Source organism: Streptomyces rectiverticillatus (assembly GCF_013394065.1).
Classification (GTDB): Bacteria; Actinomycetota; Actinomycetes; order Streptomycetales; family Streptomycetaceae; genus Streptomyces; species Streptomyces rectiverticillatus.
Genome location: NZ_CP040752.1, coordinates 114,746 through 139,744 on the forward strand (window position 1 = coordinate 114,746; position 24,999 = coordinate 139,744).

9 protein-coding genes are annotated in these 24,999 nt (G+C 67.8%); 2 read left to right on the forward strand and 7 right to left on the reverse strand.

Annotation, left to right across the window (positions count from 1 at the left end):
* The gene (locus tag FGW37_RS00495) at positions 1-1,311 is read right to left on the reverse strand and encodes an aminotransferase-like domain-containing protein (RefSeq protein ID WP_179079204.1); all 1,311 of its coding nucleotides are present in this window, start codon (positions 1,309-1,311) and stop codon (positions 1-3) included.
* Between the two features lie 291 nt (positions 1,312-1,602).
* On the opposite strand from FGW37_RS00495, the gene FGW37_RS00500 reads away from it, so the two are divergent.
* Positions 1,603-3,438, forward strand: coding sequence for an ABC transporter ATP-binding protein (locus tag FGW37_RS00500; RefSeq protein ID WP_179079205.1), 1,836 nt, complete (start codon positions 1,603-1,605; stop codon positions 3,436-3,438).
* A gap of 10 nt (positions 3,439-3,448) precedes the next feature.
* Here FGW37_RS00500 and FGW37_RS00505 read toward each other — a convergent pair whose 3' ends face one another.
* The 5 genes from FGW37_RS00505 to FGW37_RS00525 form a co-directional block, all read right to left on the reverse strand.
* Entirely contained in the window at positions 3,449-4,372 is a 924-nt protein-coding gene (locus tag FGW37_RS00505; RefSeq protein ID WP_179079206.1) for a sulfotransferase domain-containing protein, read from the reverse strand.
* 46 nt (positions 4,373-4,418) lie between these two features.
* Positions 4,419-4,865, reverse strand: coding sequence for a VOC family protein (locus tag FGW37_RS00510; RefSeq protein WP_179079207.1), 447 nt, complete (start codon positions 4,863-4,865; stop codon positions 4,419-4,421).
* Positions 4,866-4,941: 76 nt separating this feature from the next.
* Positions 4,942-6,129, reverse strand: a complete 1,188-nt coding sequence (locus tag FGW37_RS00515; RefSeq protein ID WP_179079208.1) for a hypothetical protein — start codon at positions 6,127-6,129, stop codon at positions 4,942-4,944.
* Positions 6,130-6,349: 220 nt separating this feature from the next.
* Entirely contained in the window at positions 6,350-7,288 is a 939-nt protein-coding gene (locus tag FGW37_RS00520) for a sulfotransferase domain-containing protein (RefSeq protein WP_179079209.1), read from the reverse strand.
* Between the two features lie 4 nt (positions 7,289-7,292).
* Positions 7,293-8,495, reverse strand: coding sequence for an alpha-hydroxy-acid oxidizing protein (locus tag FGW37_RS00525; RefSeq protein ID WP_179079210.1), 1,203 nt, complete (start codon positions 8,493-8,495; stop codon positions 7,293-7,295).
* A 280-nt stretch (positions 8,496-8,775) separates the two neighbouring features.
* Between FGW37_RS00525 and FGW37_RS00530 the strand changes: the two genes are divergently transcribed.
* Positions 8,776-9,765, forward strand: a complete 990-nt coding sequence (locus FGW37_RS00530; RefSeq protein WP_179079211.1) for a TauD/TfdA dioxygenase family protein — start codon at positions 8,776-8,778, stop codon at positions 9,763-9,765.
* 5 nt (positions 9,766-9,770) lie between these two features.
* Here the strand turns inward: FGW37_RS00530 and FGW37_RS00535 are convergent, their stop codons facing one another.
* The gene (locus tag FGW37_RS00535; protein WP_179079212.1) at positions 9,771-24,953 is read right to left on the reverse strand and encodes a non-ribosomal peptide synthetase; all 15,183 of its coding nucleotides are present in this window, start codon (positions 24,951-24,953) and stop codon (positions 9,771-9,773) included.
* Positions 24,954-24,999 lie beyond the last annotated feature (46 nt).

The following is a 24,999-nucleotide window of genomic DNA, read 5'->3' on the forward strand; positions in this document are numbered from 1 at the left end:
TTACGTGGCGGCGATGCGCTCGCGGATCAGTGCGTCGAGCCGGTCCAGTCCCTCGTCGATCCGGGCCGGGGTCAGCCAGCTGAACGACAGCCTCATCCGGTGGCGGGCCGCTTCTCCCGTGTGGAAGTGGCTCATGGGCATCCAGAGCACGCCGTGCCGGACGGCGGAATGCTGCAGCAGTGCGTCGTCCGCGGTGAACGGGACGGTCAGTACGACGAAGAAGCCGCCGTCGGGGATGTTCCAGCTCACTCCGGGGACTCCGCCGAGCCGTTTCTCGAGCCCTGCGACCAAGCAATTGAGGTTGCGCCGGTAGGTGCGCACCTGCCGCTTGTTGGCCTGGGTCAGGCTGCACCCGTGTTCGAGCAGCATGCCGCCGACGACCGCCTGGCTCACGGCCGACGTGTTGACCGTGACCATGCTCTTCAGCTTCGACAACTCGTCGGCGAACAGGCCTCGGCCGGCGCCTCCCCCGGTCACCGCCTGGTCCGCCACTACGTACCCGACCCTGGCCCCGGGGAAGCAGCTCTTCGACAGCGAGCCCAAGTAGACGACCTGCTGCCGCCGGTCGAGGGCCTTGAGCGTCGGGAGCCGGACGCCGGTCGCCCGGAACAGGCCGTAGGGGTTGTCCTCCAGGAGGAGCACCCCCTCCCGCGTCGCGGCGTCGAGCAGCTCTTGCCGGTTCTCCGAGGTCATGGTCACCCCGGTGGGGTTGGAGAAGGTCGGCACCAGGTACAGCGCGCGGGGACGCAGGCCTGCTGCTCGCACTTCCCCGACCCGTGCGACGAAGTCGTCGATGTCCACTCCGTCCGGGCCTTCACCGACGAAGTGCACGGGCATGTCGAGCAGTTGTGCCGCGCCGGTCAGTCCGACGTAGGTCGGGGCCACCGCGAGCACGACGTCGCGCTCGGTCGCACGCAGCGCGCGGAGCACCAGGAGCAGTGCCTCTTGGGCGCCGATCGTGACCACGACCGACTCGGGGTCGGCCGTGATGCCCTCGTCCAGTGACAGGTGACGGGTGATCAGCCGGGAGATGATGCCCTTGGTGCGGCCGTACTGGAATACGGCCCTGCGTATTCGCGTCCCGTCACAGCCCTCCACGTCGGCGAGGTAGTCGCAGAAGGCGCGCAGATACCGGTGCACGTCCTCGATGTCGTAGAAATCCTCGTTGGGGGCCCCCGCGGCGAAGGAGACGGCCTCCGGGAACCGACCGGCCACTTCGTTGAGAAAGTTCATCGACAGCAGTGCCGGGTCCGCGAGCGAGCCGTGCAGGTCCGCACGGTCCAGTGGACTGCCGGGAGGGGCGGCTGCCATGCGGCTGTCTCCTTCCGTTCGCCGGGCAGGAGAAGTCATCGGACTGAAGTCTCCCCGCGGACCCGTGGTCTGACACATGTGCGGATCGGCGCAGGATTCCGTAAACCGGAGAGGGTTTCCGCACCGCAACGTGTGCTCGGCTCGGCAAGGTGCCCCGCGACACCTGAGGCCGCAAATGCGAGCATCACACTAATTGTCCGTAAAGTAACTAATGGACTACACTCTGCACTCCGCGTTGTCGAGGCTCGCCGGCAGCCGTACGCCTGCTCGCCGGAGGACTTGGAGGAGCCCGTGCTTCTCAGCGACTCCGACCGGACCCCACCACACGCAGAGCAGGAGGAGCCCGCACAGGTACGACGCGTCCTTCGCCTCTTCCGCCCCTACCGCAGCCGCCTCGCCGTCGTCGCCCTGCTGGCCGCCGCTTCCTCGCTCGTTTCGATCGCCTCGCCGTTCATGCTGCGCGAAGTCGTGGACTCCGCGTTGCCCGAAGGGCGCACCGGGCGGCTGACCTTGCTCGTGCTCGGCATGATCGCTGCCGCGCTCCTGACGAACGTGTTCGCCCTGCTGCAGACGCTGATCTCCACCACGGTCGGTCAGCACGTCATGAACGACCTGCGCGTCGCCGTGTACCGCAAGTTGCAGCGCATGCCCCTCGCCTTCTTCACCCGCACCCGCAGCGGCGAGGTCCAGTCCCGCATCGCCGGCGACATCGGAAGCATGCAGGCCACGGTCTCCTCCACCGCGGCGTCACTCGTTTCGAACCTGACGAGCGTCCTGGGCAACGTGGCCGCGATACTTGCCCTCGACTGGCGGCTGACCGTCGTCCCACTGGCCCTGCTGCCCTTGTTCATCCGGGTCAGCCGCAGGGTCGGGCACGAACGCCTGAAGATCACCTCGCTGCGGCAGCAGCAGATGGCCTCGATGGCCTCGATCGTCACCGAGTCGCTCTCGGTCAGCGGGATCCTGCTGGGCCGCACCATGGGCCGGGCCGACTCCCTCACCCGGGGCTTCGAGCGGGAGTCCGAGCGGCTCGTCGACCTGGAAGTGCGTTCCAGCATGGTCGGCCGGTGGCAGATGTCCACCATGGGCATCGTCATGGCCGTCCTGCCCGCGATCCTCTACTGGGCGGCGGGCCTCTCCCTGCGACTGGGCGGCCCGAGCGTCTCCACCGGGACGCTCGTCGCCTTCGTCTCCCTGCAGCAGGGGCTCTTCCGGCCCACGATGAACCTGTTGGCCACGGGCGTGGACATGCAGACCTCGCTCGCCCTGTTCCGGCGCATCTTCGACTACCTCGACCTGCCGGTCGACATCACCGAGCCCGCGGCGCCCGTACGGCTCGACAAGATCCACGGCGAAATCCGCTTCGATAACGTCTCATTCGCCTACGGTGCCGGCACCGCTCCCACGCTCAGCGGGATCGACCTGACCGTGCCGGCGGGCGGCAGCCTCGCCGTCGTCGGACCGACCGGCTCCGGCAAGAGCACGCTCAGCCATCTCGTGCCCCGCCTCTACGACGTCACCGGCGGCCGCGTCCTGCTCGACGGGGTCGACGTCCGCGACCTCGACTTCGACACCCTGGCCCGGGCCGTCGGCATGGTCTCCCAGGAGAGCTACCTCTTCCACGCCTCCGTCGCGGACAACCTCCGGTTCGCCAAGCCCGACGCGACGGACGAGGAGATCAGATCGGCGGCCCGCGCCGCACAGATCCACCACCACATCGCCGCCCTCCCCGACGGGTACAACACCCTCGTCGGCGAGCGGGGCCACCGCTTCTCCGGCGGCGAGAAGCAGCGCCTGGCCATCGCCCGCACGATCCTGCGCGACCCCCCGGTGCTGATCCTCGACGAGGCCACCAGCGCCCTGGACACCCGCACCGAGCACGCCGTCCAGCAGGCCATCGACGCGCTCTCCGCCGGGCGGACGACCATCACCATCGCCCACCGCCTCTCCACCGTCCGCAACGCCGACCGGATCGTCGTCCTCGACCGCGGACGCGTCACCGAGCAGGGCACCCACGAAGAACTCCTCGCGGAGGACGGCCACTACGCCACGCTCGTCCGCGGGGACGGGCCGCGGAACCCGCGCCGTCCCGCCGTTCACGCACCCGGTGAGATGGAGCGCGCCTGACCGCGCGGGCTCACAGCGAGCCGTGGTGTGCCCAGTCGACGACATCGTCAGGGCAACCGATGGCGTCGACCCTGGCCCGGTAGCGTGCGAGGCCCTGCGCGTCGAGAAGCTCCTTCCACTGGCCACTCGTCCCCCGGCGGAAGAAGCGCGCGTCGTCGCGCCACACCCCTTCGTGCGCACTGGGCGCAGTGAAGGCCGCCCGTGCGCGCATCGACTCCAAGGTCGCCGCGCTCACCAGTTCGGGCCAGCGCGGCTCGGGGACAGTCACGGCGAGCCGGTCCGCCAGTGACCTCATCCGGCCTTCCAGATCCGCTCGCAGGTCGTCGAAGTGCAGCAGGACGACATGGATGCCCTCCGGTGCGTCCCGGAAGGTCCGGAAATGACGAAGGGTGCGGACCAGGGACGGCCGCAGAACGGTCGGTGGTGTCTCGTCGTCGGCCCACTGCCAGAAGCGCTCCAGCTTCCCACCCGCATGCGGAGAGGGTGCATCCGGCAGAGCACCGTCATCCCCGGGAACGGCCTGCCGCGCCGCTCCCAGTGCGGCGGCGTTCACGTTCTGCCTCTGGCTGTCCATGGACAGTGCGGCGTCGCGGGGGTCGCGTCCGACGCAGATGTACGTGACCGACGGGTCCAGCGGCAGCCCGTCGAGCGGGATGTGGGTCTTGATGAAGCGCCGGTGACCTTGGGCTTCCAGGTCCGCGACCACGTCGGAGCGGGCGCGCGCCCGGCGTTCGAGACACGGTGAGAGCACCGACAGCGGCTGCCGGAGCACCGGCTCCTGGAGGATCAGCAGCGCGCAGATCATCTGGACCCAGGTCGTTCCGCACTTCGGTGGCGTGCTGATCACGATGTCGCCGGGGCGGAACGCGAACCCACGCCAGCGAGCACTGTCGTACCTGGTCCCCCGGTAAAGGACACGCTCGTCATCGCCCATCCGTCACTGCCTTCACGTAGCTGCGGCCGGATTCACCGGACTGCCGTCACTCGCCGGCGAAAGGCAGGAAGCGTGTGTCCGGGTTGCGAAACGCCTTGAACTCGACGACGTTGTTGCACGGATCCTCGAAGTAGACCGTTGCCTGCTCGCCGTTGCGGCCCGCGAAACGCACGAGCGGGCCGAGGATGAACTCCACTCCCTTGCCCCGGAGCTTGTCGACCTGCGCCTCCCACTCCTCCCAGGACAGGACGACTCCGAAGTGCCGCACCGGGATGCGCTTGGGTGAGTCGGTGACGTCGACGAGGCTGGACGGGATCGTCCGCGCCGCTTCCTCCGGGTGGAGATAGGCGGACAACGAGTTGCCGAACAGGTCGAAGTCGACCCAGTTGTCCGTGCTTCTGGCCTCCGGGCACTCCAGCACGCCTCCGTAGAAGGCCCGCGCATCGTCCAGTGAAGCCACCGGGAAAGCAATGTGGAACGGCCGGAGCTCCAATGCGTCCTCCTCAGTCTTCGCAGCGTTCTCCGTGTTCAGCCTTCTCAGTGTTCAGCCTTCTCGGTGTTCAGCCTTCTCAGTCGTCGCGGTCCTTCCGGTCGGGCTCGAATCCTGCGTAATCGAGCATCCGCTCGTAGGGCGTGGCGAATCGGCCCTCGGCTCGCATCGCTTCCATGAGATGGGTGACGGTCGCGCGGACCACCGCGTGGGCCAGCGGCTTGTCGAACAGCGACACGCCCGCAGCCCGGGAGAACCACTCGATGCGCGAGGTCAGGGCACCGCCCAGGGTCAGTATCTGGCCCGGGAGCGCATCGATGCCGAGCCGCTGCAGTTCGGCCGCCAGGCCACGCCCCTCCGTGCCGGACGGCAGCGCCAAGTTGTGCGCGAGCACCAGCATCGTCCCGCGGGGTATCGCTCCCAGGTCGGAGGCGGCGAGCTCGCCCCCGTACGTGGCGGGCACGATCACCCCGCCACGGCCCAGGCACGCGTCCGTGAAGCGGCCGACCTCCGACGGAAGCACCTCGGCCGTCACCGTGCCCGACCGCCCCGGCATGGTGACCGTGCCCTCGCTGTAGACGAGATCGGCGACCTTGAGGTCACGGAACTCATCGTGGGCGAGATGGTTCGCGATGCCGGCACCCAGCGCACCGGCCGAGCCGATCACGGTCACGGGCCGGTCCTTGCACTCCGCGATCCCCATGTGTTCCAGCGCCGTCACGATGCCCGTGGTGGTGTACGAGGCCTTTCCGCCGCACCCACCGTCTTCGCGCCGGATTCCCAGCACGTGCGGCGTGAACCTGTAAAGAATGTCCGAGACACCGGAGAACCTCCCGAAGTCCGGTGTGAGCTTGATCCTTCCCTCACGCTCGTTGAGAACCCTGCCGATTCCGGCGAAGAGAACCTCGATCACCGGCTCGAAGTCGGGATGTGCCGGGTCCGAGAGGATCGCATCGACCTGCGCGTCCCGGGGCCTGAACAGGCAGCGTCCGCCTCCGACGCGGCTCGGCAGGAATCCGGGTGGCAAGCGGTCACTGAGGTGGTCCAGTGCCCCGTCCGCCAGGACGCGGTTGATGAGCCGGTTCTTGAGCCGGCTCTCGTAGTGTACGAGGCGTCCCAGTTCTCGCTCGGCCTCGTCGTCGGACGCTCCGAAGTGCACCTTCCGCGTACCGCCGTAGGAATAGTCCAGGTCTTCGCCATCAGAACTGGCGATCCACACGTCGGCCACCGGAGTAGAGAGGGTGTCGACCGTCCACCCGTCGACCATGCACCGTCCTCCTGACCGGATCGACTTGACCCGTGCACCCGGCAAGCCCAGTAGCCGATCGAGGCCGGCCGGCCAACCCGCATCGCTCGCATCGCTCCGTCGAGTGCCGAATTGCCCGGTACCTACCACCGTCAGGCCACAACATAACCATTCCCGGATCTCATGACCAGAGGCACCGGACCGGAGCCTGCCGTGGTGCGTGTACGACGGTCCCGCCCGGTCAACCGACCGGCAGGTCCCGGTGCAGCCAGGCGGCCACCTCCGGGTCGGCGAGTTCGGCGACCCGCGCGTGGTACCGGCGAAGGTCGTCTCGGCCCAGCCGCGTCCGCCACTGGCCGCTCGTCCCCTGACGGAAGAAGTCCGCGTTGTCGTGCCAGAGACCCTCGTCGCGGTTCGGCACCAGGTCGTCGGCCTTGCGGCGCATCTCCTCGAAGCGGGCGGCCGCCACCAACTCCGGCCACTTCTCCTCGGGCACGTCAACGGTGAGCCGCCGGGCCAGGGAGCGCATCTGCCCTTCGAGGTCGGCTCGGAAGTCGTCGTAGTGGAGCAGGACCAGGTTGGGGGCGCCGGTCCGGGCCGGCCAGAAGGAGCGGATGTGGTGGAAGAGGGCTGCCAGACCGAACTGTGAACGGCCGGAGGGACTCGTGTGGTCGACCCACTTCCGGAACTCCTCGATCTCGGTGCCCGGCGAGCTCCGCCGAGGCACACCGGCCGGCCGCGCCCGGAGATCCTCCAGGCCGACCGCCCTCTCCCGGGCGGCCAGGAACGCATCATGGTTGAAATTGGCCATGTGACCGGACCAGGAGAGCCCGGCGTCACGGGGATCGCGGCCCATGCACACGTAAGTGACCCTTTCGTCGAGCGGCAGGCCGTCGAGTGGGGTGTGGGTCTTGATGAACCGGCGGTGGCACTGTGCCTCGAGCGCAGCGAAGAGAGCGGTGCGCTCGGTCGTCAACATGTCCAGCCACGGCGAGATTTCGGCGAGCGGCCGATCGAGACGAGGGGTCTGGAAGATCAGCTGGGCGCAGATCATCTGCGTCCAGGTCGTCCCGCATCTGGGTGGGGTGCTGATGACGATGTCGCCTTCCCGGAACGCGAACCCCTCCCACCGGGCGCTGTCCGCCCCGGTCGACCGGTATCGAACCAGTGGCCCACGCATGACATCACCCGCCCCGGTGCCCTGAGGCCGACGGGCCATGGCCGGAGCACACGCGGCGCAGGGCCTCCGGGGTGAGGTCGGCGAGAGCCGCGTAGCCGTCGACGGCCATGATCAGGTCCATCTCGGCGAGCAAGGACCGCAGGACGTGGACGAGCCCGTCGGTTCCGCCGATGGCCAGACCGTAGGCGCAGGGGCGGCCGATGCCGACGGCCGTGGCACCGAGGGCGAGTGCTTTGACGGCATCGGCACCTGAGCGGATGCCGGAGTCGAACAGGACGGGCAGCCCGTCGGCCGCCTCGACCACGGCCGGAAGGCAGTCCAGGGCCGCCAGCCCGCCGTCGGCCTGTCGGCCACCGTGGTTGGAGCAGTAGATGCCGTCGGCGCCGGCGTCCTTGGCGCGGCGCACGTCGTCCGGGTGGCAGATGCCCTTCAGCAGCAGGGGCAGCGAGCTCAGGGAACGCAACCAGGGGAGGTCGTCCCACGTGAGGGAGTTCCCGAAGATCCGTGCCCACTGCGCGGCAGTGGCGTGGAGATCCTCCTCGGGGGCATGGGGGAGCCGGGCGCGGAAGACCGGGTCGGAGACGTAGTTGGCCAGGCAGTGCCGGCGCACTTCGGGCAAGGCACCGGTGCCCGGATCCCGGGGGCGCCAGCCGGCGACCCATCTGTCGAGGGTGACGACGATGCCCTTGTACCCGGCCGCCTCCGCCCGGTGGACCAGGCTGGCGGCCAGCTCCCGGTCGGTGGGGGTGTAGAGCTGGAAGAGGCCTGGGGTGGCCCCGAATTCGCGTGCCACGGCCTCCAACGGGTCCACTGCCAGGGTGGAGGCGACCATAGGCACCCCGGTGCGGGCCGCCGCCCGGGCCGTGGCGAGGTCTCCGTGGCCGTCCTGCGCGCACAGACCGATCACACCCACCGGGGCCATGAACAGCGGCGTCGGCCACGTCATATCGAACAGGTCGACCGACAGATCGCGTTTCGTTGCGCCTGCGAGCATCCGCGGAACCAGACCCCAGCACCCGAAGGCCTGGACGTTCATGCGCTGGGTGTGGCCGTCCCCCGCTCCGCAGTCGACGTAGGACCACACCGCCGGCGGCAACACGGCCTGCGCCTGCTCCTCCAAGTCCGCGAAGACCAGGGGAAACCGCGGTCCGGCCCCGCCCGGTGTCTCGAGATGGATCTCACCCTGATAATCACCGAACTGCTGCATGCCGCATCCGCCTTCCTCACGGGGGGCCAGTCGGCCTGGTGAGTCACCTGATGCTTCGTCAAAATGCCTGTGCAAGAAGTAGGTTACGCCGATCCGGCAACGCCCGGGCCGGGACCGTGGCCGCCTACACCGGTAGGGGCTTAGGCCTACACCGGTAGGGGCTTCGGGCTTCACCGGTAGGGGCTTCGAGCTTCGGCAAGCCCTCTGCGAGGCGCCCTGGCGCGCCGAGGAGCAAGCGGCCATCCTGGTCAGAGGAACCGCACGACGCAGCGGAGCCCATATGACGATCCATCAAAGCGCCCAAGGCGGCTCACAGCCGTCCTCCGCCGGCGAACCGGCTCAGGACACCGGCATCGAGGTGGAGCCGGTTGCGGGCCACATCGGCGCAGAGGTCACAGGAGCCGACCTCACCGTCCCGCTCGACGACACGGCAGTTACGCAGATCCGAGCCGCGTTGCTGCGCTTCAAGGTGCTGTTCTTCCGCGACCAGCACCTCGACCATGCCGCGCACGTGGCCTTTTCGCGCCACTTCGGCGAGCCGGTCGTACGCCCTCGGCGCGGCAGCTCCGCTCCCCCGGAATTCGCCGAGATCGAGACGGCGGCCAACCGGCTCGGTGGCACCCGGTTCGGGCTGGACCACGGAGAGTGGCTGGAGCGCCGACGCTATTCGCTGCTGCGGGGCTGGCACTGCGACCACGGCTCCCGTATCGATCCGCCCGCCCTCACCGTCCTGCGCGCCGGAACCGTACCGCCATACGGCGGCGACACCACCTGGGCCAACCTGGTCGCCGCCTACTCGGGCCTGTCCGAGCCGCTGCGCGGCTTCGTCGACGGCCTGCGCGCCGAACACCGCCTGGGCGTCGGCTACCTGCCGAATCCCATCGACGACGAGTACGCCCGCCACCTGCTGGAGCACCAGATCGCCACGGTTCACCCCCTGGTGCGGGTGCACCCGGAGACCGGCGAGCGCGTGCTGTTCGTCAATGGCTACTACCTTCAGCGGATCCAGGGGCTCTCCCGTGCGGAGAGCAGCAGAATCGTGGAACTGCTGCTCGAACAGGCGACCCGTCCCGAATACACGGTCCGCTTCCGCTGGGATCCGGGCGCCGTGGCCATCTGGGACAACCGTGCCGCCATCCACCTCGCTCCGGACGACGTCAACCATCTCGGGTTCCGCCGCATCATGCACCGAGTCATGATCACCGGCGACGTCCCCGTCGGCGTGGACGGCAGCCCGTCACAGCCGATCACCTGGCCGCAGCCCTGGTAGGCCGCTCATCGCAGGTACCGTGCCAGCACCGGCGCGATGACGGCGAGGGCCTCGGGGCCGGTCAGGCGACCGTGCGGGATGTCCAGCAGGTGATTCTCGATCGGCCCGTCGACATAAGGGGCCCATAGCTCGGTGCGCGAAGCACTGCCGACGGCGCGGCCCGGAAGCGCTTCGAAGAAGAGCACCTTGCCGCGGTATCGACCGGGTTCACCACTCCGGGAGAGCTTCAGGTTGTTGGCGGCCACCCGCAGCAGACGGGTCAGCGCCACTGGGCCGATGCCGGCCAGTGGACTGCCGCGCCGGCGCAGGAGATCCAGCAGCGTCTCGATGGGCGGGAGCTCAATACCGGGCCAAGTACTGTCCGGAGCGCCGCCGGCATGATCGGCGGCCCGGTAGTCAGGTCCGGCGTCCTCCGTTTCGATGCCGCCCAGTCCGATCCGGTCTAGTCCGATCCCGTCCAGTTCGATGCCGTCCAGTTCGATCCCGTCGAGGGCGAGGGAAAGGGTCCTGGCGGTGATCGGTCCGCTGACGTGCCGGAAGCTACCGGCCGGTTGCGAGTCCAGCAGCGCCAGCAGCGCCACCTCCTGCCCGGCGGCCTGAAGCCGACAGGCGATCTCGTGCGCCACCGTCCCCCCGAACGACCAGCCGAGCAGATAGTAGGGGCCTTGGGATTGCTGCCCGCGGATCAACTGCAGGTAGTCGTCGGCCATCTCGGCCAAACTGCCGGCGAGTGCGCCCTGCCCGTCGAGGCCGCGTGCCTGCAGGGCGTACAGCGGACGGGAGCGGTCAAGGTGGCGGACCAGCCCCGAGTAGCACCAGCCGAGACCGGCGGCAGGGTGCACGGCGAAGAGCGCCGGGCGTTCACCACCGGCGCGAAGCGCGAGCAGCCGACCCAATCCGCCATCCGCTCCGGCGTGCACGGGGGCGTTGATCCGCTGCGCCAGGCCGGCCACCGTGGGGGCCTCGAACAGCACCCGGACCTCCAGTTCGGCCCCCATTGCCGCGCGGATCCGGGCCATCAGCCGCGTGGCCAGCAGCGAGTGCCCGCCCAACTCGAAGAAGTCATCGTCGATGGTCACGGATTCCCGACGCAGTACCTCGGCGAACAACTCGACGAGTGATTCCTCCTGCGGCGTCCTAGGCGCCCTGCCCGCACCGTCCGGCCCCAATGCCGGAGCGGGCAACGCTGCACGGTCCAGCTTCCCGTTCCGCGTCAATGGCAACGCGTCCAGTACGACGAACGCCGCCGGGACCATGTAGTCGGACACCTGCTGGCGCAGGAACTCCCGCAGGGGGTCAGGCGGGCAGTCGCGTTCGCTCACGGGGACGACGTAGGCGACCAGACGACGCTCTCCGGGCCGGTCCTCCCGAGCGATCACCACGGCCTGGGCGACATCCGGATGACGGACCAGCGCCGCCTCGACCTCGCCCGGTTCGACACGGAAACCCCGGATCTTCACCTGGTGATCCGCCCGGCCGACGAACTCCAGGTTGCCGTCACCACGCCGGCGGACCAGGTCCCCCGTCCGATACAACCGCGCCCCCGGCGGACCGAACGGACTCGCCACAAACCGCTCCGCCGTCAGACCAGGCCGACGCACATACCCCCGCGCCAGACCCGCCCCACCCACATACAACTCACCCACCACACCCACCGGCACCGGCCGCAGAAGACCATCCAGTACGAACACCCGCATGTTGGCGATCGGCCGGCCTATCGGCACGGTCGACGGCCAGTCGGCGACGTCGGCGGGCAGTGTGTGCGCAGTGACCACGTGCGTCTCGGTCGGACCGTAGTGATTGTGCAGCAGCCGACCGGGCACACTCCGGCAGAACTCCCGGACCTGGCGGGTCAGCGTCATGGCCTCGCCGCTCTGAGCGATGTCACGCAGCCGCGAGAGGTCATACCGGCCTCGGCCTTCCGTAGCGGATTCGGCCAGTGCCCCGACCACGATATTCGGGAGGAACATCATCTCGACCTGGTGCCGGTCCAGCCACCGGGTCAGCTGCTCCGCATCGCGTCGGACCTCGTCGGCGGCCGTGACCAACGTCTTGCCGTACGTCAAAGCGGCGAGAATCTCCATGGCCGACACGTCGAAGCTGATCGCCGCGAATTGCGCGACCTTCGTCCCACGGCCGGGCATGGCGTCACGGTGCACCCACCGAACCAGGTTCACCATGCCGCGACCCGGCATCGCCACCCCCTTGGGGGTCCCGGTGGATCCGGAGGTGTAGAGGACATAGACGGGGTGGGCGGGGAGCAGAGGAGTGGTGCGATCGGGGTCGGTGGGGTTGCTGTCCGGGTACCCCGCCAGCACCGCCACGGCATCGGGGTCATCGAGGACCACCCGGTGGGTCGAACCGGCATCCGGGAGAGTGCTTCCGGTGTGTGCGTCGGTCACGAGCAGCGTCGGTTCCATGTCGCTGAGGATGAACGCGGTGCGGCGGGGTGGCTGGTTGAAGTCGAGCGGCAGGTAGGCGGCCCCGCTCTTGAGGATCGCCAGCAACACCACCACGAGCTCCGCCGATCGGGGCAAGGCGACGGCGACGACATGCTCGGGGCCTGCTCCCAGGCCGATCAGGTGCCGGGCCAGGCGGTTGGCCTCGCTGTTCAGCTCACCGTAGGTGAGGACGGTGTCCCCGAAGACCAGCGCGGCACTGCCCGGAGTGCGTGCGACTTGCCGCTCGAACAGGTCCGGCAGCGTCGCCGGCGGCAATGCCCGGTCCGTGTCGTTCCACTCGACGAGGAGCCGGCGGCGCTCGGCGGCTCCGAGAAACTCGATCTCGCTCAAGGGCCGGTCCGGGTCGGCGACCACGGCTTCGAGAAGGGCGGTGAAGTGCTCGGCCATCCCTGCGATCGTGCTGCGGTCGAAGAGATCGGTTGCGTACTGGATCGCGCCCGTGATGCCGTCCGGTTCACCGCTGCTGGTGCGGCGTTCGCGCAGGTTGAGCGCAAGGTCGAATTTTGCCGTGGCCGTGCCCACCGGGTGTGGACCGGAGTCGGCCCCCGGCAGCGACAGCTGAGCAGGAGGGGTGGTCTGGAAGACCAGCATGACCTGGAACAAGGGGTGCCGGGCGAGCGTGCGGGGCGGATTGAGGACTTCCACCAAGTATTCGAAGGGAAGGCTCTGGTGACCGTAGGCGTCCAGATCCGTGTTTCGTACACGAGCCAGCAGATCGGTGAACGTCGGGTCGCCGGAAACGTCCGTACGCAAGACGAGGGTGTTGACGAAGAACCCGACCAGCTCGTCGAGGGCATCGTCCGTGCGCCCGGCGACCGGCGTACCGATCGGGATGTCCGCACCAGCGCCCAGACGCGTCAGCAGTGCTGCCAGTGCGGCATGGATCACCATGAAGAGCGTGGCCCCTCCGCTACGGGCCAGCGCGGTCAGGCGTTGATGCAGAGCGGGGCGGACACTGAGCAAGACGGCGTCTCCGTGATAGGAGGCCACCACGGGACGGGGCCGGTCAGTGGGCAATTCCAGCTGTTCGGGAAGATCGGCCAGTGCGGACGTCCAATAGCGGAGTTGGCGGGCGAGGCCGCTGTCGGGGTCCTCGTGGTCGCCGAGCAACTCGTGCTGCCACAGGGTGTAATCGGCATACTGCACAGCCGGTGGCGCCCATCCCGGTGCGCGACCTTGAGTACGGGCGGCATACGCAGTGCCCAGGTCGCGGAAGAGGGGGCCCATCGACCACCCGTCGACGGCGATGTGGTGGAACACCAGCAACAAGACCTGCTCCCCGGGCCCCGTAGCAAACAGGCGTGCCCGTACCGGCAGCTCGGTGGCCAGATCGAACCCCTCCCGAGCGGCGTCAGCCAGCAGTTGCGGCAACGCGGCAGCCGTGACGTGGCGCGGCTCAAGGTCCACAGTGGCCGCCTCGCCGTCGAGTACCCGCTGGTACGGCACCCCGTCGACCTCGACGAAGATCGTGCGCAGGCTTTCGTGACGGGTGACGACGTCACCGAGCGCGGCCTGCAGCGCCTCCCGGTCCACCTCGCCGGACAGTCGCAGAGCGACCGGGACGGCATAGAGCGGGCCCGGCCCCTGCAGCTTGTCGATGAACCACAACCGCCGCTGCCCGAACGACAGCGGCACCCTCTCCGGCCGCGCCACGGGGCCCAACCTCGCTCCGGCCGCCACCGCGGGCCCCAGGCGCTTTGCCAGGCCGGCCACTGTGGGGGCCTGGAACACCGTGCGGATGCCCAGCTCGGCGCCCAGCACCGCCCGCACTCGGGCAATCAACCGCATCGCCAGCAGCGAATGACCACCCACGGCGAAGAAATCGTCATCAATGGTCACGGTCTCCACCCGCAGCACTTCGGCGAACAATTCAACGAGCGCTTCTTCCTGCGGCGTCCTCGGCGCACGGCCGTCTCCGGCCGGAACGTATTCCGGAGCCGGTAGGGATTTCCGGTCCAGCTTCCCGTTCCGCGTCAACGGCAACTCGTCCAGTATCACGAATGCCGCCGGGACCATATAGTCCGGCACCTGCTGACGCACGAACTCCCGCAGGGGGTCAGGCGGGCAGTCGCGTTCGCTCACGGGCACCACGTAAGCGGCCAGACGACAATCTCCGGGCCGGTCCTCCCTTGCGATCACCACGGCCTGGGCGACATCCGGATGACGGACCAGCGCCGCCTCAACCTCACCCGGCTCGACACGGAAACCCCGGACCTTCACCTGATGATCCACCCGGCCGACGAACTCCAGGTTGCCGTCACCGCGCCGGCGGACCAGGTCCCCTGTGCGATACAGCCGTGTCCCCGGCGGACCGAACGGGCTCGCAACGAACCTCTCCGCCGTCAGACCGGGCCGACGCGCATACCCCCGCGCCAGACCCGCCCCACCCACATACAACTCACCCACCACACCCACCGGCACCGGCTGCAAGACGCCGTCCAGCACAAACACCTGTGCATTGCCGATCGGTCGGCCGATGGGCACAGGACCAGGCGGAAGGGCGTCGTCCGGCCCGATCCAGTAGTCCGCACACCCGACTGTCGTTTCGGTGGGCCCGTAGTGGTTCACAACGGCGACTCCCGGATGACGACGACGCCACTCGCTCAGCGCCTCACCCACCAGCCGCTCACCACCGAGAACCAACTGCTCCGCAGGCGAATACCCATCCGGCAATGCCATCAGCAACGGAATGTGACTCGGTGTCCCCTTGAGAAACGTGACCGGCAGCCCGGCGCCGGCGCCGAATCCCGAGCCCTCACCCTCGCCCTCGCTCTCGCCCTCCTCCAGTGACGCGATACGCACACAGCCACCGGAAACCAGCGAGGTATACAAACCCGTAACAGGAAGATCGAACGCAAGGGAAGAGTGCAGCAAACTCACACCCTGCACGCCACCGTAGCGATCCCGCGCCCACACCACATAATTCGTCAGCGAACGATGCTCGACGACAACAGCCTTGGGAACTCCCGTCGATCCGGAAGTGCAGAGGAAATAGGCAGGATGAGCAGGCAGCAAGGGGGTGGTGCGGTCCGGATCGGTGGGGCTCTCAACCGGGTATCCGTTCAGCATCCTCTCTGTCTCGGGATCGTCGACCACCACCCGGCGGAACGCACCGGTGTCCGGGACACCGCTCCCGGTGTTTATGTCCGTCACCAGGAGCAATGGCTGTACGTCGCCCAGGATGAACTCCGCGCGCTCACGCGGCTGGTCGGGATCGAGCGGCAGGTAGGCAGCCCCGCTCTTCAGAACCGCCAGCAGCACCACCACGAGCTCGACCGATCGCGGCAGAGCAACAGCGACAACGTCCTCCGGCCCGGCCCCCATACCGATGACATGACGCGCCAGACGATTCGCCCGCGCATCGAGCTCACCGTAGGTCAGGGTGACGTCCCCGTATGCCAGCGCGACGCTTCCTGGAGCACGTGCGACCTGATCCTCGAAGAGCTTCGGAAGGGTCGTCGCCGGCAGGCTGCGACCCGTGGCGTTCCACTCCACCAGCATCCGGTGACGTTCAGTCCCCGTGACGAGCTCAACCTTGCTCAAAGGACGATCGGGGTGGGCCGTCACAGCCGTCAGCAAATCGATGAAGCACTGCACCATCCTCATGACCGTGTTCCGGTCGAACAAGTCGGTGGCGTAGTGGACAGCACCGGTGATTCCGCCGGACTCGCCCTGCCTCGTGCGGTGTTCCCGCAGGCTCAGCGCGAAGTCGAACTTGGCCGTGGTAACGCTCACCGTGTGAGGGCGGACCTCGAGTCCGGGCAGGGACACCTGTTCTTCCAGCGTGTTCTGGAAGGCCAGCATGACCTGGAACAGCGGGTGCCGGGCCAGTGAGCGGGCCGGGTTGAGTACTTCCACCAGGTGTTCGAAGGGCAGGTCCTGGTGGAGGTAAGCGTCCAGGTCGGTCTCCCGGACCCGGGCCAGGAGGTCGGCAAAGGCAGGGTCACCGGACGTATCGGCACGCAGTACGAGAGTGTTGACGAAGAAGCCGACCAGCCCGTCCAGGGCATCGTCGGTACGTCCGGCGATCGGGGTACCGATGGGGATGTCGGTGCCTGCACCCAGGCGGGTCAGCAGCGCGGCGAGCGCGGCATGGACCACCATGAAGACGGTGGCCCCTCCGCGGCGGGCCAGCCGGGCCAGCCGTCGATGCAGCTGGGGGCTGATCTCCACGGCAACGGTGTCTCCCTGGTAGGAGGCCACCGCGGGGCGGGGCCGGTCGGTGGGAAGAACCAGTTCCTCGGGCGCGCCGGCCAGAGTGGACGTCCAGTACCGCAGTTGCCGGGCAAGGCCGCTGTCCGGGTCCTCGTGGTCACCGAGCAACTTGTTCTGCCATAGGGCATAGTCGGCGTACTGCACAGCCAACGGCATCCAGGCGGGTGAACGTCCTTCCGCGCGGGCGGCATACGCGTCCGCCAGGTCACGCAGCAGCGGGCCTTTCGACCATCCGTCGACGGCTATGTGGTGGAGCACCACCAGCAGAACCTGCTCCCGGGGCCCGGTCACCACCAGGCAAGCCCGCATCGGCGGCTCGGTCGCCAGGTCGAACCCGCGGCCGGCCACGGCGGCCAGCGTGTCCGGCAGCTGCCCCGTGTTCGTCGCGACGACCTCAAATCCCATGACGGCCGACCGCGCGTCGAGCACCTGCTGGTACGGCACGCCGTCGGCCTCGGCGAAGACTGTCCGCAGACTCTCGTGACGGGCGACGACATCATTCAGCGCGGCCTGCAACGCCTCTCGGTCCACCTCTCCCGACAGCCGCAAGGCCAGAGGGACCGTATACATCGGGCTCGGCCCCTGCAACTTGTCGATGAACCACAACCGACGCTGCCCGAAGGACAATGGCACCTTCTCCGGTCGCGCCGCGCGGCCCAGGCGCGCCCTGGCCACCGCGGCAGCGTCCAGCCGCTTCGCCATCCCGGCCACGGTGGGCGCCTCGAAGAGCACCCGGATGCCCAGCTCGGCCCCCAGCACCGCCCGCACGCGCGAGATCAGTCGCGTCGCCGACAGCGAATGACCACCCAGCTCGAAGAAGTCATCGTCGATGCTGACGCTCGCCACGCCGAGCACATCGGCGAAGAGTCCCGCGAGCACTTCTTCCTGCGGCGTCCTCGGCGCTCGGCCGGTGCCTGCCGTGCCGAGTTCCGGCAGCGGCAGAGCCGTTCGGTCCAGTTTCCTGTTCCGCGTCAGGGGCAACTTGTCCAGTACGACGAACGCCGCCGGAACCATGTAGTCCGGCAGTTGCCGGCGCAAGAACCCACGCAGCTGATCCAGTCGGCCGTCGCCCTCGCTCGCGCCCTCGCTCGCGGGGACGACGTAGGCGATCAGGTGCCGGTGCCCTGTCTTGTCCTCGCGCGTGATCACCACCGCCTGCACCACATCCGGATGACGGACCAGCGCGGCCTCGATCTCGCCCGGTTCGACGCGGAAACCCCGGATCTTCACCTGGTGATCCGCCCTGCCCATGAACTCCAGGTTGCCGTCACCACGCCGGCGGACCAGGTCCCCCGTCCGATACAACCGCGCCCCCGGCGGACCGAACGGACTCGCAACAAACCGCCCCGCCGTCAGACCAGGCCGACGCGCATACCCCCGCGCCAGACCCGCCCCACCCACATACAACTCACCCACCACACCGGGCGGAACAGGCCGCAGAACACCATCCAGCACAAACAACTGTGTATTGGCGATGGGCCGGCCGATCGGCACGTTCAACGGCCAGTCACCGGCGTCGGGGGGCAGCGCGTAGGCGGCCACCATGTGCGTTTCAGTCGGGCCGTAGTGATTGTGCAGCAGTCGGCCGGGAACAGCCTGGTGGAATTGCCGGACCTGGTGGGTCAACGACAACGCCTCACCACCCTGTGTGATATCACGCAGCCGCGGAAGGTCCGCCCCCTCTTCGACGGCGGCCTCGGTCAAGGCCCCGATCACCAGGTTCGGAGCGTACATCTCTTCCACCTGGTGTCTATCCAGCCAAGCCACCAGCTGTTCGGCACTCCGTCGGACCTCGTCGGGTGCGATCACCAGCGCCTTACCGCAGGTGAGCGTCGCCAGGATCTCCTTCGCCGAGACATCGAAGGTTATCGCCGCGAATTGCGCAACCCTCTTCCCGCGACCACCCGTAACACCACGGTGTATCCACCGCACGAGATTCACCAGCGTGCGCCCCGGCATCACCACGGCTTTGGGGGTTCCGGTGGATCCGGAGGTGTAGAGGAGGTAGGCAGGATGAGTGGGCAGCAGGGGGGTGATGCGCTCCGTATCGGTCGGGCTGGTTGCGGGGAACGCGTCCAGTGTCCTCAGGGTCCCGGGATCGTCGATCACCACCCGGCGTATCCCACCAGTGCCCGGGACACCTCTCGCACTGTGCGTGTCCGTCACCACGAGCGACGGATCGATGTCGCCAAGGACGAATTCCAAGCGCCGACGCGGCTGATCGAGATCGAGCGGCAGATAGGCGGCCCCACTCTTCAAGACCGCCAGCAACACCACTACCAGGTCCGACGACCGCGGAAGTGCGACGGCGACGACACGCTCCGGACCGGCTCCCAGGGCGATCAGATGATGCGCCAGGCGATTCGCCCTGGCATCGGCCTCACCATAGGTGAGGGATGCATCACCGAACACCAGCGCAGTATTGCCCGGAGCACGCGCGACCTGTTCCTCGAACAGATCCGGCAACGTCACCGCCGGCAGCGCACACCCCGTGTCATTCCACTCGGCGAGAATCTGCTGACGTTCAGTCGCAGTAAGGAAATCGACCTTACTCAGAGGCTGATCGGCATGGGTGGTGACCAGGACCTCGAGGATGCGGGTCAATCGCGTAGTGAGGTTGTCGATGTCGGAGTGCTCGAAGAGGTCATTCCGGTAGTCCAGCCGCAGGCGAAGTTCCGGTCCGGGGTTGATCGCGAGAGTCAGGGGATAGTGGGTCGCCGCGCGGCCGCTGACAGGCGTGATCTGCAACCCTCCAGGACCGGGCCCGGTGTCGTGAGGGCGCGGATAGCTTTCGAATACGACGACGGTGTCGAACAGTTCGCTGATACCCGTCAGCCGGTGGATCCGGGCGAGCCCGAAGTGCTGGTGCGGAGTGAGAGCGGACTGTTCGTGCTGGAGCCGGGTGAGCATGCCGATCAGGGACTCGGCGGGGTCCAGCCGCACCCGGACCGGCACCATATTGATGAACAACCCCACCATGGTCTCGACCCGGGGAATATCAGGAGGCCGGCCGGAGACCACGGACCCGAAGACCACATCCATATCCCCGCTCATCCGACTCAGCAGGACACCCCAAGCCCCCTGCACCACCGTATTGAGCGTCAGGCCATTGCCGCGGGCCAGATCATGCAGAGCAGCCGTCAACTCCCGCGATAGAGTGAAAGAAGTCCGTTCCGGAACCACCGGATCCCGGCGGGAATCGACCGGCGCCAGGCGAGTCGGACCACTCAGACCGGCCAGCGCCTCCCCCCACGCCATCTCGGCAGCCTGCTGATCCCGGCCCGCCAGCCAGGCCAGATAGTCCCGGTACGGAGTGGCCGGAGGAAGAACGGCGGTGTCCCTGCCTCCGGCGTAGAGGGCAGTCAGTTCCTGTTCCAGAATCGGAAATGACCAGCCGTCGAGGAGGATGTGGTGACTCGTCATGATCAGACGATGGTGCCCAGGTCCCAGACGGAGCAGGGCGAAACGCAGCAACGGCGGACGCGACAGATCGAATCGAGAAGCCCGCTCCACGGCCGCCCGCCGCATCACTTCGGCCTCGACCTCGGCCTCGGCCTCGGACCCGCCTGTCCCCGACAGATCGATCTCTTTCCATGGAAGAGCGACATCTTGGGGAATGACCTGCACCGGCTGCCCGGAATCCAGCTGCGGGAATCCAGCTCGCAGGTTCGGATGGCGCTCCAGCAGAGCCTGCACGGCCGAACGCAACAGCGGGACTTCCAGCACACCACGCACATCGAAAATGAGCTGGCCGGCGTACACGTCGACACCGGTCCGGTCGTACAGGGCGTGGAAGAGCAGCCCTTCCTGCATCGATGTCAACGGCCAGACGTCACTCAGACCAGGCTGTGCGGCTTCCAGTTGCTCGAGTTCTGTCGCCGAAAGGGACACCAACGGGAAGTCGGTGGGGGTGTGGCCTCCGGCTCCGGGCCGGGTGCCGTGCTCGACCAGGGCCTCCAGCGCCTCGAACCAGTATCCGGCGATCTCCTCCACATCCGCCTGGGACCACAGCGATGACGACCAGCTCCAGGTGGCCTCCAGTCGGGATTCCCCACCCTCATCACGCACCAGCGCCGTCACTGCCAGGCCATGCATCAACGGCATCCGCGGATCGCCACCCGCACTCACCACATCAGCCTCGGGGGCCGGCAGCCACTCCCCACCCGCCCCGCTGTCCGGAGCAGTGAAACGCCCCAGGTAATTGAAACCGATCTGCGGCCTCGGCAGACCTGCCAGGACCGCACCCGTCCCAGGGTTGAGATACCGCAGCAGACCGAACCCGATCCCGTGATCCGGCACGGCCCGCAACTGCTCCTTCACCCGCTTGACCGCTCGCCCCCACCCCTCACCAGCACCACGGCCACCACCCCAGGTCACCGCACCCGGATCGAGGCGGACAGGAAACACCGACGTGAACCAACCCACAGTCCGGGACAGGTCCACGCCCTCAGCGAACTCCTCCCGCCCATGACCCTCAACGTCAACCAGAACCGAACCGCCCCCACCACGACCGTGCTCACCGCGCCAGCGCCCCACGGCCAACGCCAGCCCCGCCAGCAGAACGTCATTGACACGACCGTGGAACACCGCCGGTACAGCACCCAGCAATGGACCCGTCACCCCCGGAGACAGGACCCTCCTCAGACGCCGCACCGTCCCGAGTGAATCCCGTCCCGGATCCAGACACCGATCCGTCAACAGCGGTTCAGCAGCAGCGCTCAGCATCCGCTGCCACCAGGCTGCCTCCGCCACCCGCCGAGGAGTCCGAGCTTCGGCCAGCAGGATCTTCGACCAGGCACGTAGCGACGTCCCCACCGGGTCCAGTGGGTGGGGGTTGCCGACGCCGGCCGTCTCCCAAGCAGCAGCCAGATCCGGCACCAGAATCCGCCAGGACACCCCGTCCACCACCAGGTGATGCACCATCACGAGCAGTCGGCCAGGACACCCCGGACCGGCATCGAACCACACCAGCTGGACCATCACCCCCGCTGCCGGATCCAGCCGTCCCGCCGCCGCCTCCACCTCACACTCGACCGCTCCGCGCAGCCTCCCGGCAGCCACGGCGCTCACATCCACCCGCCGCACCAGACCTGCCGGTGACGCCGAGCCCGCCGGAAGTACCTCAAGCGACCACTCCCCGTCGGAGAGGTCGTCACGCGGAGGCACCAGGCGGGACCGCAATGCGTCATGGTGATCCAGTACGGCCCCGAGCGCGGCACTCAGCCGGCCGGCACCCAGCGCCTGAGGAACCTGCAGCAGTACAGACTGGTAGAAGCGGCCGAAGCCGGCACTACGAGCGCCCAGCCGACGCATCACCGGCATCGGCTCGACCATCCCGATCCCTGCCTCGGGCGCCTCGGGGACCGCCTCGGCGACATCGCCGGCCATGCCGGCCAGTCCCGCGACCGTGCGGTGGGCAAAGACATCCCGGACCGAGAAGACCATGCCCGCGGCCCGGGCCCGGCTCACCAGCCGGATCGAGACGATGCTGTCCCCACCCAGTACGAAGAAATCGTCGTCAATGCCTACCTCGGATACGCCCAATACGTCAGCGAACAGCTCACAGAGAACCCGCTCGCGGGAAGTGCGCGGCAACCGCCCCGAAGTAGCTGCTCCGTGCCCCGGAAGAGGCAGGGATTCCCGGTCCAGCTTCCCGTGGCGTGTCAAAGGCAGCTCGTCCAGCATCACAAATATCGCCGGGACCATATAGTCCGGCATCTGCTGGCGCAGGAACTCCCGCAGGGGGGCAGGCGGGCAGTCGCGTTCGCTCACGGGGACGACGTAGGCGACCAGACGACGCTCTCCGGGCCGGTCCTCCCGGGCGATCACCACGGCCTGGGCGACATCCGGATGTCGGACCAGCGCTGCCTCGACCTCGCCCGGCTCGACGCGGAAACCCCGGACCTTCACCTGATGATCCACCCGGCCGACGAACTCCAGGTTGCCGTCACCACGCCGGCGGACCAGATCCCCCGTCCGATACAACCGCGCCCCCGGCGGACCGAACGGACTCGCCACGAACCGCCCCGCCGTCAGACCAGGCCGCCGCGCATACCCCCGCGCCAGACCCGCCCCACCCACATACAACTCACCCACCACACCCACCGGCACCGGCCGCAAGACACCATCCAGCACAAACGCCCGCGTATTCACGATCGGACGACCGATCGGCACCCTCACCACGTCACCAGCAAGGTCACGCGGCACACGATAGGAACTGGCGAACGTGGTGGTTTCCGTCGGACCGTAGCACTGGGTGATCGTGGTTTCCGGAAGCCCTTCCAGAGCCCGGCGAATATGAGCGACCGAGACGGGCTCGCCGCCCACGAGCAGCTGCCGTACCCCCGAGAACGCCTCCAGGCACTGGTCGACGACCACATTGAACAGAGTGGCGGTGAGTGACAAGGTGTCGACCCGGCTCCGTCGCAGCACTTCACTCAGTGTCGCCACCGTCGGCGGACCTGGCGGCATCAGCACACAGCGGGCGCCGTGGACGAGTGGCCCCCAGATCTCGAACGTGGCGGCGTCGAAGGAAGTCGAATGAATCTGAAGGAACGTTCTGTGAGGGCTGAAATCGACGTAGTCAGTACTCACGAGGAGACGCACGACTCCCCGGTGAGAGGTCACCACTCCCTTGGGGGTTCCCGTGGATCCGGAGGTGTAGAGGAGGTAGGCAGGATGAGCGGGCAGCAACGGGCTGATGCGGTCCGTATCGGTCGGGCTGGTCGCCGGATACCCCTCCAATGTCCTCAGGGATACGGGATCATCGATCACTACCCGCCGTACGGCGCCGATATCAGGGACAGCGCTCCCAGTGCGGGTGTCGGTCACCATCAGCAGCGGCCGTATGTCACCGAGAACGAATTCCGAGCGCCGACGCGGCTGATCGGCGTCGAGCGGAAGGTAGGACGCCCCGCTCTTCAGGATCGCGAGCAGCACCACCACGAGTTCCATGGAACGCGGAAGTGCGACGGCGACGACACGCTCCGGACCGGCTCCCAGGGCGATCAGATGATGCGCCAGGCGATTTGCCCTGGCATCGGCCTCACCATAGGTGAGGGATGCATCGCCGAACACCAGCGCAGTATTGCCCGGAGCACGCGCGACCTGTTCCTCGAACAGATCCGGCAACGTCACCGCCGGCAGCGCACACTCCGTGCCATTCCACTCCACAAGGATCCGTCGGCGTTCGGCCTCTGTGAAGATATCGACCTTGCTCAAAGGACGCTCGGGATGAGCGGCCATCACCTTGAGGGTGCAGGTCAGCCGTGTGGCGAGGTCGTCGATCGCCGAGTCTGTGAAGAGGTCGGGCCGGTAGTCCAGCCGCAGGCGAAGCTCCGGTCCGGGGTTGATCGCGAGAGTCAAGGGATAGTGGGTCGCTGCGCGGCCGCTGACGGTGCTGATCCGCAAGCGTTCGGGGCTGGATTCGGTGTCGTGGGTGCGTGGATAGCTTTCGAATGCCATGACGGTGTCGAACAGTTCACTGATGCCGGTCAGCCGGTGGATGCTCGCAATCCCAATATGCTGATGGCTTGTGAGGACGGACTGTTCGTCCTGGTGCCGGGTGAGCATGCCGATCAGAGACTCGGCGGGGTCCAGCCGCACCCGGACCGGCACCATATTGATGAACAACCCCACCATGGTCTCGACCCGGGGAATATCAGGAGGCCGGCCGGAGACCACGGACCCGAAGACCACATCCATATCCCCGCTCATCCGACTCAGCAGGACACCCCAAGCCCCCTGCACCACCGTATTGAGCGTCAGGCCATTGCCGCGGGCCAGATCATGCAGAGCAGCCGTCAACTCCCGCGACAGAGTGAAAGAAGTCCGTTCCGGAACCACCGGATCCCGGCGGGAATCGACCGGCGCCAGGCGAGTCGGACCACTCAGACCGGCCAACGCCTCCCCCCACGCCACCTCGGCAGCCCGCTGATCCCGGCCCGCCAGCCAAGCCAGATAGTCCCGGTACGGAGTGACCGGAGTCAGCGCAGCAGCATCTCCACGGCTCACATAGAGAGCGGACAGCTCCTCTTCCAGGACCGGCAGCGACCAGCCGTCGAGGAGGATGTGATGGCTCGTCATGATCAGACGATGGTGCGCAGACCCTAGACGGAGCAGGGCGAAACGCAGCAACGGCGGACGCGACAGATCGAACCGGCGAGCCCGCTCCACGGCTGCCAGCCGCATCACTTCGGCCTCGACCGCGGCCTCGGTCCGGCTCGTCCCCGACAGGTCAACCTCTTCCCACGGCAAGGTGACGTGCCGGGGAATGATCTGCACCGGTCGGCCTGACTTCAGCCGGGGAAACCCGGCCCGCAAATTCGGATGACGTTCCAGCAAGCTCTGCGCCGCCCGGCGCAACAGCGGTGCGTCCAGCGGGCCGCGCAGGTCAAAAATATGTTGCCCGGTGTACACATCAATACCGGTGCGGTCATAGAGGGAGTGGAAAAGCAGCCCCTCCTGCATCGGCGTCAACGGCAGAACATCGTCTACACCCGATGGCGCCATTCCTGCCTCCTCCAGGGACCTGCAACGCCTGGATCAGTGAACAGCA